The organism is Robinsoniella sp. (assembly GCF_034124845.1).
The window spans coordinates 25,749-38,059 of record NZ_JAWYAJ010000603.1 but is presented as its reverse complement, the minus strand read 5'-3'; the positions used below and the strand labels follow the sequence as shown (position 1 = coordinate 38,059).

General features: G+C 42.8%; 7 protein-coding genes and 1 pseudogene. 3 read left to right on the top strand and 5 right to left on the bottom strand.

What is annotated here, in order from left to right:
- The 5 genes and pseudogenes from ACH2DQ_RS29730 to ACH2DQ_RS29710 form a co-directional block, all read right to left on the bottom strand.
- A pseudogene (locus ACH2DQ_RS29730) lies at positions 1 to 723 on the bottom strand (1,4-alpha-glucan branching enzyme); the annotation flags it as partial.
- A gap of 4 nt (positions 724 to 727) precedes the next feature.
- Positions 728 to 2,086, bottom strand: a complete 1,359-nt coding sequence (locus tag ACH2DQ_RS29725) for an alpha-amylase family glycosyl hydrolase (protein WP_394912988.1) — start codon at positions 2,084 to 2,086, stop codon at positions 728 to 730.
- A 15-nt stretch (positions 2,087 to 2,101) separates the two neighbouring features.
- Positions 2,102 to 2,677 (bottom strand): TetR/AcrR family transcriptional regulator, encoded by a 576-nt coding sequence (locus ACH2DQ_RS29720; RefSeq protein WP_394912987.1) that lies wholly within the window; start codon positions 2,675 to 2,677, stop codon positions 2,102 to 2,104.
- Between the two features lie 192 nt (positions 2,678 to 2,869).
- Positions 2,870 to 5,581: a hypothetical protein gene (locus tag ACH2DQ_RS29715; protein WP_394912986.1), complete on the bottom strand. Its 2,712-nt coding sequence runs from the start codon at positions 5,579 to 5,581 to the stop codon at positions 2,870 to 2,872.
- Between the two features lie 952 nt (positions 5,582 to 6,533).
- A complete protein-coding gene (locus tag ACH2DQ_RS29710) occupies positions 6,534 to 7,763 on the bottom strand; it encodes a helix-turn-helix domain-containing protein (RefSeq protein WP_394912985.1) in 1,230 nt (409 codons plus the stop codon).
- Positions 7,764 to 7,975: 212 nt separating this feature from the next.
- Between ACH2DQ_RS29710 and ACH2DQ_RS29705 the strand changes: the two genes are divergently transcribed.
- The 3 genes from ACH2DQ_RS29705 (at position 7,976) to ACH2DQ_RS29695 (ending at position 12,310) form a co-directional block, all read left to right on the top strand.
- Entirely contained in the window at positions 7,976 to 9,970 is a 1,995-nt protein-coding gene (locus ACH2DQ_RS29705) for a glycoside hydrolase family 2 TIM barrel-domain containing protein (RefSeq protein ID WP_394912984.1), read from the top strand.
- Between the two features lie 35 nt (positions 9,971 to 10,005).
- Positions 10,006 to 11,400, top strand: a complete 1,395-nt coding sequence (locus ACH2DQ_RS29700) for an MFS transporter (protein WP_394912983.1) — start codon at positions 10,006 to 10,008, stop codon at positions 11,398 to 11,400.
- A 64-nt stretch (positions 11,401 to 11,464) separates the two neighbouring features.
- Positions 11,465 to 12,310 carry an HAD family hydrolase gene (locus tag ACH2DQ_RS29695; RefSeq protein ID WP_394913051.1) on the top strand — a complete coding sequence of 282 codons (846 nt, stop codon included), beginning with the start codon at positions 11,465 to 11,467 and terminating at the stop codon, positions 12,308 to 12,310.
- Position 12,311: the final 1 nt, after the last annotated feature.

Sequence of the window (12,311 nt, the reverse complement as noted above, 5' to 3'; positions counted from 1 at the left end):
TGCAGGAGTGCCGTAACGGGAGGTAGGTGCATAATATCCGGTCACCTGATATCCCCAGGAACCGTCAAACGGATGCTCTGCTATCCCCATCAGTTCCACATGGGTATACCCCATATCTTTTATGTATTCCACCAGATCATGGGCAAGCTCCTTATAATTATAAAACCCGTCCTCATCTCCCTCATGCCGGGGATGCTTTTTCCAGGAACCCGGATGAACTTCGTAAATGGAGATTGGCTCTTCATCCTGATTTGTCTGGGCACGTTTTGCAATCCATGCCGCATCTCCCCATTTAAAGTTGTTGATGCAGGCAATCCGGGACGCCGTACCCGGCCTGACTTCCGCCTGGTTTCCATATGGATCCGCCTTATATAGTGCTCGTTCATCTTTGGTGGTAATATAATATTTATACAGACTGCCCACAAAAGCATCCGGTATGAATGCCTCGTACACGCCAATAGGGTCTATACGCCTCATAGGATGGGCTTTCTCATTCCAGCCGTTAAATTCCCCAACAACACTTACATCTGCCGCATTTGGTGCCCAGACGGCGAAATAAACGCCGTCTGTCCCTCCGATTTTCTGCGGATGTGCACCCAGTTTTTTATAAATATCATAATGTGTTCCCTGACCAAACAGATACTGGTCTAAATCGCCAAACAAAAGCCCCTTGTTCTCAGCCTTTTTCGCAGCTGTTCCTCTGGCCTGCTTTTTCTCTGCCATCTTCTCACCCCTGGTTTATTTTTATTATTACGCTTCCACACGCTTTTACTTCTAACGTAATCTTACCATGATCTGCAACGACCTTTTCCCCTGTAACAGCATCCACACAGCTTTCTGCTTCCACAGGCAGCGGTATTGTCATAACTGCTGCATTTTCATCGTTATTAACCGCAATAACCACCGCTTCCTTCCCCAGTATTCTGGCAAAAGCATACTGGCGGTTGGTCAAAACCAGCTCCCGGTAGATTCCACTGGCAAGTGCCTGGTTTCCTTTGCGGATATCTCCAAGCTCCTTTAAATGCCGGATAATCTCAGGATGCTGATTATTTTTTTCACATTCTTCCAAAATCAGATGCGGTCTCAGCGGATCATCATTTCCGCCTTCCTTCTTTCCTTCAACGCCCCATTCCGAACCGTAATAGATAGATGGAATTCCCGGAAGGGTATAGAGCAGCGTATAAACCGGATCGACATGATCCTTATTAGTCAGCTTGCTCATAATGCGGTCCACATCATGATTGTCTACAAAGGAATACAACGTTCTTCCCTTATAGATCCCGCCGTTTTCATCAAACTCACGCTTCACCGTATGGGCAATCTCAAAGTAATTATGGTCATTATGACCGGAATAAAGCCCCTTGTGAAGTTCATAGTTGGTAACCGCGTGAAGCACTTCATCATTTGCCCATTTTGCGTAATCCCCATGGATGACTTCACCCATCAGCCAGAAATCTTCTTTTTCAGACTCCGTTACCCGGCGCATCTCTTTCATAAAATCAAAATCCAGGCAGTCTGCACAGTCCAGACGGATTCCGTCGATATCAAACTCCTGAATCCAGAAACGGATTACATCCAGTAAATAATCCCTTACTGCACGTTCCGACTGATTTAAATTAACCAATTCAAAACAATTTCTCCATGCCTCATAACCAAAACCGTCATTATATGGCGTATTCCAACCAAAATTAATTCCTTTATACCAGTTGCGGTAAGGAGAATTTTCCCTGTTCTGTTTAATATCCTGAAAAGCAAAAAATTCTCTTCCCGTATGATTAAATACCCCGTCGACAATCACCTTGATGCCTTCTCCATGGGCCATCTCCACAAACTTCTTAAAATCTTCGTTGTCACCAAGGCGCCTGTCGACTACTTTATAATCCTTCGTATCGTAACCATGTGTGGTAGATTCAAATAACGGCCCTATATAAATTGCAGTACACCCAATTTCTTTTATATGCGCCAGCCAGGGAAATAATTCCTGAAATCTGTGAATTGTTTTATTTTCTCTGTTCTCTTTTGGTGCCCCTGTCATTCCCAGGGGATACATGTGATAAAATACTGCCTCTTCATACCATTTATTCATTTCTATCAATCTCCTTTACGAATATATTCCATACATAAACTGATGCACCAGGCTCCGCTTGGTGTCATCACTAACAATGATTTCCATTTCTGTCTGATCACATACCACTAAAATATAATGGCTTAATATTCCAATAAAACCAATGGCAAACTGCCTCTGGCGTCCCCGCATATTTCCCAGCTGCCCTTCCGCCTGCTCAAACACACCTATAATAATGTGATAAAACTTACTCACCAGCGGCTGAACCGCACGATAAGCATCGTTATCTTTCGCCGAATAGAACAGAGCCATCATTAACATATAGGTTTTCTTATGAGATATTGCATAATCAATAAATGCACCAGCCAAATGATAAAGCGTCATGGGGAGATCCCCTTTATACTCAGCCGCATTAGCCAGCCGTGTCCTGAATTCTTCAAACTGCGTATTCAGAAGGCTTTCCAGCAGCCCATATTTACTTCCAAAATAATAATATAGCGTGGGTTTTGTGATCCCGGCTTTCTCTACAATCTCCTGTATTCCCACTGCATCATATCCCTTATGGTAAAATAACTCCAGTGCAGCCTCCATAATCAACTGTTTATTATCCATTGAAATTCTCCTTCTGCTATTATTATACCGTTCGGTATACAAAATGTCAACAAAAAGGAGCTTCTCTTCAGAAACTCCTTTTCGCAGATGATTTATTATGATCCCTTTTTTCTAATATACTTCATTGTAACAATCTACGTACTCAGAATGATCTACTGAATAGTATCTATCCAAATATATCCTAAATAGTATCTATCTGAAATCTTTCTCGCAGAGCAGAACTCTGTCTTCTTCATCAAACCGCTTCCCTGACAGGCTTGAGAACAATTTTCTCATACCGATGCGGTCAACGCGTTTCATTGCCCGGTCTACAATATCCTTCACATCTGCAACCGTAACCGCATGATCAGGAGACTGGATCTCACCAATCCGGTCATACAGAAGCCCCACAGCAGGTTCTTCAATATGGTAATCCTTATCGTTAGCATAAGTTTTTCCGAAATAAACCAACTCATCATTGGTAAAGATCGGTATGGTAATGTTCACATTAAATTTGCATGCCAGATCCGGATAACGTGCAAGAAGATCCCGTACATAGCTCTTCTCGTCTTCCAGAATCACTATCAGTCCATCCGTCTTAAATTCCATTGCCTTTGCCAGCATCTCAACTGCATTTTCATCCAGATCTCCGGCTTCTTCAATAATCAGTGTACCGCCCGCAATCTTGGATATGGTCGCCGGAATATCCTTTTTATTAAAGTCTTCCGCATAGATCTTAGCTACCTTCGCTGAACTCTGCCTCTTCTCCTGGCTGATTACCTTGGCCAGGTTAATACCAAGAGTCGTTCTGCCGCTTCCTGCATCTCCTGTTATGACAACATTTCCGATCTTGGAATTACCTGACCCGAAGTTACCTTCCCTGATTTTTGAAATAGCATGGGCAAGCTGTGCATCCAGCCCCTTTATTCTGGCAAAAAATCCAAGTGTCGTCTTCTGTGACTCTGTAAGCGTCATAGGTACATGCGCATTCAGTTCCGGTGCAGGGTGATACATCGGATCGGATGCAACTCTATGTACGCTTTCTTCCACATCATTTAACATCTGGTCTTTCACTGTCATATCAGAATGAAGATGAGATGTATTTGCCGCTGCCTCAATGGCTGCCGACAGGTCAATCGTTGCCCCCGGATCATCTGCTTCCGGCATTTGGATCTCATCCGGCATCTGCACTTCGTCCGGCATCTGTATTTCATCCGGCATCTGCACTTCGTCCGGCATCTGTATTTCATTCGGCATCTGCACAACATCCAGCATTTCCTGCTCATCTGTCATATCTGTTTCATCCAGGGCATCCGACTCTTCTTCCTGCTCATCTGCATCCTGGTATTCTATGCCTTCATCATCCGTATCATATTCGTATTCGACAACCTCTTCCGGTTCTTCCTCATATTCATACTCATAATCTTCTGCGTCTTCGTCCGCATTCTCTTCGTATTCGAATTCTTCCCCGACTTCGTCCGCATCTACAGTATCTTCATCTCTGTCATCGTCTTCGTCCGGATCATATTCCAAATCAGCATCATATTCCGGCAGCTCTTCATCTAACGGTTCTTCGTCTGCATCCAGCTCATCCCCATCCGGCTCTCCATCATAATCCTCTTCATCCATTGCATCTTCCGAATCATCGTATTCATCAGACTCTTCATACGCTTCTCCATCCGAATCTTCATCATAATATTCTACCGAATTTGAATCATCCAGATCTTCAGCATCTTCCTCGTCATCCCCATCTACCATGGATTCGTCCTCATCTGCTTCATCCTCATCTTCCACACCACTCATAGAAGTAAGTACATCATCGATAGAAATCCCTCTGAACTCCTGATTATCGGCATAAACCGCTTCTTCTGCTTCCATTTCTGCAGCTTCTTCACCGGAGGTATCCCCGATAACGGTAGCAGGGTTCATATCGTCTTCATCTTTAGGCTTCTTGATTCCTGATAAAATTTCTCGCATATTTTTAGCCAGCTCCATTTGCAAATCTGCTGTATTATATGCCGGAAGGACCGGAATTGACTCTGCTTTTCCTATATTTTCTTCCTGGAGAGCTTCTTTCACAGGCGTATACTGGCGAATCATCTCTTCCTCATCAGCATAACTGTCGTCTCTGCCATAGCTTTCCGATTCCTGCTTATGCATCGCAACCGATGCTGCAATCTCCCGCTCCGTAGCAGCAATAATATTAGCTGCCAGGGCTTCTTCTTCCGTCTCAGGCATTCCTTTCAGAATTTCCTTTTCTAATTTAGGAACTGCTTTTGTCACTGTTTCTTCTTTTGTTTTTATATCAACAATTCCACTTGGATTGTCATAGATGGTCTGCTGTTCCGGTGTCAGCGGGACATAATTCCGCTTAAGTTCCAGAGCCTTTACCACATACTTTCCATTGTGGAACCAAAGAGTTATATCGTCACATTCTTCAATACATTTTTCAACCAATCCGGCTTTGTGGTACAATTTTGCCAGTTCATATGCCCACTGTTCCGTGTATTCCTTATGTTTGTACTCTTCCAGAATCTCAATCTGTTCCTCCAGAGAAGATCCTCTGCCTTTATATAGTTTATATTTTAAAACATATTTACTGTTATCATTGGGTGCCGCATTTACAAATTCCGTATAGAATTCAACTGCTTCGTCAAACTCACGCATTTTGATTGCAACTTCGGTCAACCGATAAAGGATACTTCTCACCATAGGAGATCGGCGGTAAGCACGCAGCAGGATCTGCTTGCTGTCATCCAGTTGTCCGTTTGCTTCATATATTTCGCTAATCATGCATAAGGTACGTACATTTCTGACACGTTTCCATTCAATGGAGTCTGCTATTTTAGCTGCTTCATCATATTCTTCCTGTTCAGCCAGTCTGGTTATTTCTTCCAGCTTCGCATTATATTCAAATTTATCCAACTTATTCACCTCTTAGTTTGGGTCTGCATAGTTTTCTACATAATTGCATTAAGTGTACCATACCTGATTTTCGTTGTCAAAACCAAAACCGTGATTTCATTATATTTTCACAAAAAATAGCCGCTATCATAGGGATAACGGCTATTGGTAACTTTTATCATTATTTAATTGTAATTTACTTTTTATGTAATCGGAGGTTCATCTTCTTAATTTCCTGCATCTCTATTTGAGATATATTTAAAAATAATTTAAATATATGAAATTATTCACTCAAAGCTTTCGACTATATCTTTCGCAAATATTTATCTCCTATACGTTCGTTTATATAAGTTCTCTAAATATATAAATAATCCTATTATAAATCGATTGGTTTATTAGAATAGAAATTCTTATAAATGATATCAGATTTTAATCTGATCTATAAATATATCTTCGTTGATTATATAGACTACTGATATTTTTTAATAACTGTTTCTTCACACAGTTGTTAAAAACCTTTGAACTACTATGTGGTAATTCCTTCAATATGGTGACAATTTATTTTCTTTATCCATAAATTCCAACCTATCATCTCTCCGATTATCTAACGTCTACCCGATTCCTTTGGAATTTTATATGTGATAAAGGTCTTTCTCGCAGGAAACAACTGTCATACCACAACCATATTGAACTGAAACTATAGAAACTGTGTCCACTGGACTCGACCTCCTCTTCCTTAACATTTCAACAAGTTTTAATATTTAAAACAACCACATGCCTTATTCAAAAATCATTCCAGGATTTCTCGTCTCCTGTGAATTTATTTTAAGTACATGTTTTGTTGATGAAGTTATAATACCACAGGAGATTTTATTTGTCAACACTATTTCTGAAATAAATTCAAATAAATTTTTAATATGATCTAATATGGTTTCTTGAACTGTTAATTTTATTAATTATATATAATATTCTGTTAATTCAGAATATCAGTTTTTTGAATTTCTTTCCGATATCCGCTGGGCGTGTACCCAACCTGCTTCTTAAATAGCTTGGAAAAATAATTTACATCAGAGATACCTACGTAATAGGCAATGTCCTGCACCTGCATGTCTCCGGTATTAAGCAGCTTTAAGGCAGCATCTATCCGCTGTTTGTTCACGTAATCAGTTAAGGTTACACCCACTTCTTTTTTAAACAGCGTGGAGAGATAACTGGAATTTACATTAAACAGCTCTGCAATATCCTTTAGACCCAGGGGGCTGCTCAGGTTCAGATTTATATAATCTACCGCCTTTCTGATGATGGGACTGTGGTTACGAAGGGATTGGTTCCTGACCAGGATGCAGTATTTTCGAATCATCTCCAGATTTAAATTTTCTATCTGCTTTGTGGAGATTGCAGCTTCTATCTTCAAAGCATACCGATGGGAAATCTCATCCAGGTAAACCGGATGGACATAACTTGTCTCAGAGGATTTGCGCAAAAGAGTATTCAGTACAAAGGAGAGATTCTTCCTGTCCCTCAACGGATCCTTATTGCGCTGTGCTATCCGGTAACTGGTAAAATTATGGTAGGCAATTACTGCTGCTTCCTGATTTCCTTTTTTTACAGCCTTTAGTAATTCATTTTCTTTATCATATCTTTCTTTTATGACATTTATGGAGAAATACATATCCGGGCCCGGTACAAACGACTCCAGAAGCTGACGCTTTTCCTGATCCTCAAGAAATTCTATACGGCACTCTTCTTCCCTTGCATACAAAAACGATGCCAGAATATTCAAGGCAGAAATTACCCTTGCATGATCTCCGATCTGAAGTACATTATAAAAATTTTTAAGCGCCGTCATCGCGCTGCCGGTGAGCTGGTTCCGGGCAATCACTTTTGTATAGAATCCGTCATCGGGATTTTCGGCTAAATACGGTCCGATAACCATATAGGACCAGTCAGATTCCCGGGGCAGTTTCATAAATATATAATGAAGAGAAAAGTTATCCGTCAGACAATAAAACACTTTTTCTTCCATATATATTGTATATTTTTCAAAGTAGGCTTTGTAGTCAAATTCAGGGTCCAGCATTTTACGAAGGGACAGATCAACCACATCCCATTCCTGTTTCTTTGGATCAAATAGCTGAGCAGGCACTCCTGCCACTGCACCGATCATATTTCTTGTAAACTGCAGCACGTCCTTTAAGTTCATAAGAATCCTCCTCGCATCTGGTGAATACCTCTAATCCAGCCAAGTCAACTCGTCCTAATTATCGTATCAGATTTACTATTCATCTTATTTTACCTAAAAATTATACGGATATCAACAAAAATTATCCTTAGGTAAATTCTTAATCTATGGTAATTTATATGCAAGAAACAATACTCTATCCAACCACATTTACACATAAAGGAGGAAAATATATGCAATCTATGTTATATCCTAAAACCAGCAGAACACGCAGAATCGTCGATATGAACGGCCTTTGGAAATTTTGTTTTGACCCCCAGTCTGAAGGGTTAAAACACAACTGGCAGAATGGGCTTGATCCCAGACGTACCATTGAAATGCCGGTTCCTGCCAGTTTTAATGATTTTTTTACAGACAAAGAGTCCAGAGAATACACCGGAGACTTTTGGTATGAAACTTCCGTATTTGTTCCCGGTGAGTGGGAAGGTAAAAATATCAGCCTTCGTTTTGATTGTGCAACCCACCGGGCGGTTGTCTTTGTAAACGGAGAAAAAATAGTGACTCATGAAGGTGGATTTCTTCCCTTTACCGCCAGAATAAACCGCGTTGTTAACTGGAACGGATACAACCGGGTCGTTGTCTGTCTCAATAATGAATTAAGCTATGCTACTCTGCCTGCAGGCTCCACAAAGGTTTTCTCAGATGGTACTAAAATGTCAAAGCCTTTCTTTGACTTTTATAACTATGCAGGGCTTCAGAGACCGGTACGCCTGGTGGTAACCCCAAAGGATGAAATCGTGGATTTCGCTGTAAATCATGTCCTGGAAGGTGCTGACTCCATAACGGAATATGCGGTGACGACAGCCTTTGGAGACGCGGTGTCTGACGGTGCCGATGACGTGGTATCTGCTGGTTCCAATAATGTGGTATCTGCTGATTCCGATGACGTGGTATCTGCTGACTCCAATGACGTGGTATCTGCTGACTCCAATGACGTGGCATCTGCTGACTCCAACGACGCGGTATCCGCCGGCTCCAATATGAAGGTTCTGGTCCGGGTATATGATGAAAATCACAACCTGGCTGCGGAGGCATCCGGTGAAAAAGGGAAAATCCGCATCCCCAATGTGCGGCTCTGGGAAGTACGAAATGCTTACCTGTATACCTTCCGGATCTTGTTAATGGATCAGGAAACCCTTGTGGATGAGTATGAAGAAGAGATCGGCGTCCGTACAGTAGAAGTGAGAAATACCGATATTCTGATCAACAACAAACCTGTCTACCTAAAGGGATTTGGCAAACACGAAGACAGTGAAATCAATGGCAGAGGCTTTAATCTCGCTGTTGTAAAAAGAGATTTTGAACTGATGAAGTGGATTGGTGCCAACTCTTTCCGCACCTCCCACTACCCCTATGCGGAAGAGATTATCCAGATGGCTGACCGGGAAGGATTTCTGGTAATTGATGAAGTTGCCGCAGTTGGATTCTTTGAAAGCCTGATGAATTTCATGGAAGCTTCCACCGGGAAACAGACGGAATTTTTCAGCCGCGACATTGTGCAGACGGAAACAAAGGCAAATCATAAAGCAGCTCTCAGTGAACTGATTGCCCGTGACAAAAACCATGCCTGTGTCATTGCCTGGAGCCTGATGAACGAACCGGAGACAACCAGCGATTTTGCAGTCCCTTATTTTAAAGAAATATTTGAACTGGCAAGAGAACTGGATCCCCAGAAACGTCCCCGTACCTTTGCAATGGTAATGAATTCCACACCGGATGCCTGCAAATGCTACTCTTTCTCTGACATCCTCTCTCTGAACCGCTATTATGGCTGGTATAACCGGGGAGGCTACGAGATGAAAGAAGCCAAAGAACTTTTCATTCGTGAGATGGACCAATGGAAAGAACTCCATTTAAATAAACCATTTCTCTTTACAGAATTTGGTGCGGATACCATGGTGGGCGTCCATAAACTGCCCAGCGTTATGTGGAGCGAGGAATACCAGGAAGAATATCTGCGTATGCAGTTTGAAATCTTTGATTCCTATGACTTCGTTAAGGGCGAGCAGGTCTGGAATTTTGCAGACTTCCAGACCACGGAAGGCATTATGCGGGTAAACGGGAATAAAAAAGGAATATTCACAAGAAACAGACAGCCAAAAGCAGTTGCTTACGTTTTCAAAAACAGGTGGGAAAATCTTCCGCAAAATTATAAAAGTATCTCATAACATGAAATAATAGAAGGGAAACAGGGGGTTCTGATATGACGCAGAAATTTGGATTAAAAGATAAGATTGGTTATATGTTTGGAGATTTTGGCAATGATTTCTTTTTCATTTTCGCAAGCAGTTTTCTGATGGTATTTTACACGAAGGTACTTGGCATCGGCGCCGGAGCGGTAGGGACACTGTTCCTGGTTGCCCGGTTTATTGATGCATTTACGGATATCAGCATGGGACGGCTGGTAGATACCCTGCTGCCGGCTAAAGACGGCAAATTCCGTCCCTGGATACGGAGAATGTGTATTCCCGTCGTAATCGCCGGAACGCTGCTGTTTGTTCCCTGGGTTTCCACGCTTCCCTATGGTGCCCGCTTAGTCTATATCTATATCACTTATATTTTATGGGGAAGCATCTGCTATACCGCCATTAATATTCCTTACGGGTCAATGGCATCCGCACTTACTTCGGACCCTCTGGAACGCAGCGCTTTGTCCACTTTCCGAAGTGTTGGCGCTGCCCTGGCAAATATTATTGTCAGCGTGGGAGTTCCTCTTATTGTATATCAGTATGACGCAGCCGGCAACCAGGTTGTAATCCCCCAGCGATTCTTTCTTATCGCCTGTGTGTTTGCCGTTGCGGCGCTGATCTGCTACATTTTGTGTTACAAAATGACAAAAGAACGTGTCGTAATCTCCGCCGAAAGGAAAGAAAAGGTCAGTTTTGCAAAGACTGTTTCTGCACTTGCTCACAATAAAAGCCTTCTGGCTATTATCGGAGCCGCTATCGTACTTCTGCTCTCCATGCTCCTGGCGCAGAGCATGAACACCTATCTGTTTATGGATTATTTTAAAAATAAATCAGCCATGTCCGCAGCCGGATTCTTTAACGCTGCCGCTACTTTGGTTCTAGCACCGTTTTCAACGAAAATTATTAAAAAGTTTGGAAAAAAAGAGGCTTCATCCATTGCTGTATTATTTGCTGCCGCTATGTATTTTATTATGTTTTTTGTTCGTTTCACCAATCCCTGGATCTTCTGCGTCTTTATTGCACTGGGAAACCTGGGTACGGGACTATTCAACCTGATGATCTGGGCATTTATTACCGACATTATCGACTATCAGGAAGTCCAGTCAGGAAGCCGGGATGACGGAACGGTATATGCGGTATATTCCTTTGCCAGGAAGATCGGGCAGGCACTTGCCGGAGGACTGGGCGGCTGGACACTGGCTGCAATCGGATACCAGTCTTCTGTGGGCGGGGAAACCGTAGTCCAGACCACCAGTGTGGTGAATAACATCTATTCCGTGGCAACCCTGGCACCTGCCGTATGCTATCTCATAGTTGGACTGATCCTGCTGTTCTGGTACCCGTTAACCAAAAAGAAAGTCCTGGAGAACAGCCGAATCCTGGAAGAACGGAGAGCCAAAAATGCATAGGCCAGAAAACACAGGCATATCCCGGCTGACAGCGGCTTCCACGCATACAGCAGGGTATGAGCATATGAAGATGACTATACATGAATTTCAAAAAAGCAAAGACTTTCTGATATGTGTAGATTCCGACGGATGTGCTATGGATACCATGGACATTAAGCACGTCAAATGCTTTGGTCCCTGTATGATCGATCAATGGAATCTCGTACCATTTCGTGAGGAACTGCTCCGGCGGTGGAATGAAATCAATCTTTATACTATGACAAGGGGCATTAACCGTTTTAAGGGACTTTGTAAAATGCTTCAGGAAGTAAACACTGCCTATACCAGGATCGAGCATATAGAAGACCTGGTACAGTGGACAGAGACAGCAGATGAACTGTCCGGGCCCTCACTGGCCATTGCCATAAAGGAAAATGAAAGCCCAATATTGAAAAAAGCTTATGCCTGGTCGAATGCTGTTAATCAGGCGGTCACCAGGCTGCCTTCGGAGCAGATCAGACCATTTCCAGGTGTTGCACAGGCACTCCAGGCTGCACATCAGCGGGCAGATGTGGCGATTGTCTCTTCTGCAAACCCCAAAGCCGTTGAGGATGAATGGACCGGGCACGGGTTAATCGGATATGCGGATCTGGTTCTGGCACAGGATGCAGGCACGAAAGCGCACTGCATCAAAGAGCTTGTCCAAAAAGGTTATCCGCCGGAAAAGGTCCTGATGATCGGAGATGCGCCGGGAGATGCTGCCGCCGCACTGGATAATAACGTCCTGTATTTCCCCATTCTGGTGGGACAGGAGCAAAAATCCTGGGATACTTTCCTTCATACAGCCCTTCCAAAATTTCTGGAAGGCTCCTATCCGGGCATATACCAGCAGTCACTTTTAAAAGCTTTTTATGATAATTTATCTGAATAAC

Excerpts from the sequence above, each read along its gene's own strand:
- ACH2DQ_RS29700 (WP_394912983.1), top strand. The coding sequence starts at position 10,006 with ATGACGCAGAAATTTGGATTAAAAGATAAGATTGGTTATATGTTTGGA.
- ACH2DQ_RS29710 (WP_394912985.1), bottom strand. The coding sequence starts at position 7,763 with ATGAACTTAAAGGACGTGCTGCAGTTTACAAGAAATATGATCGGTGCA.
- ACH2DQ_RS29695 (WP_394913051.1), top strand. The coding sequence starts at position 11,465 with ATGAAGATGACTATACATGAATTTCAAAAAAGCAAAGACTTTCTGATA.
- ACH2DQ_RS29705 (WP_394912984.1), top strand. The coding sequence starts at position 7,976 with ATGCAATCTATGTTATATCCTAAAACCAGCAGAACACGCAGAATCGTC.
- ACH2DQ_RS29720 (WP_394912987.1), bottom strand. The coding sequence starts at position 2,677 with ATGGATAATAAACAGTTGATTATGGAGGCTGCACTGGAGTTATTTTAC.
- ACH2DQ_RS29725 (WP_394912988.1), bottom strand. The coding sequence starts at position 2,086 with ATGAATAAATGGTATGAAGAGGCAGTATTTTATCACATGTATCCCCTG.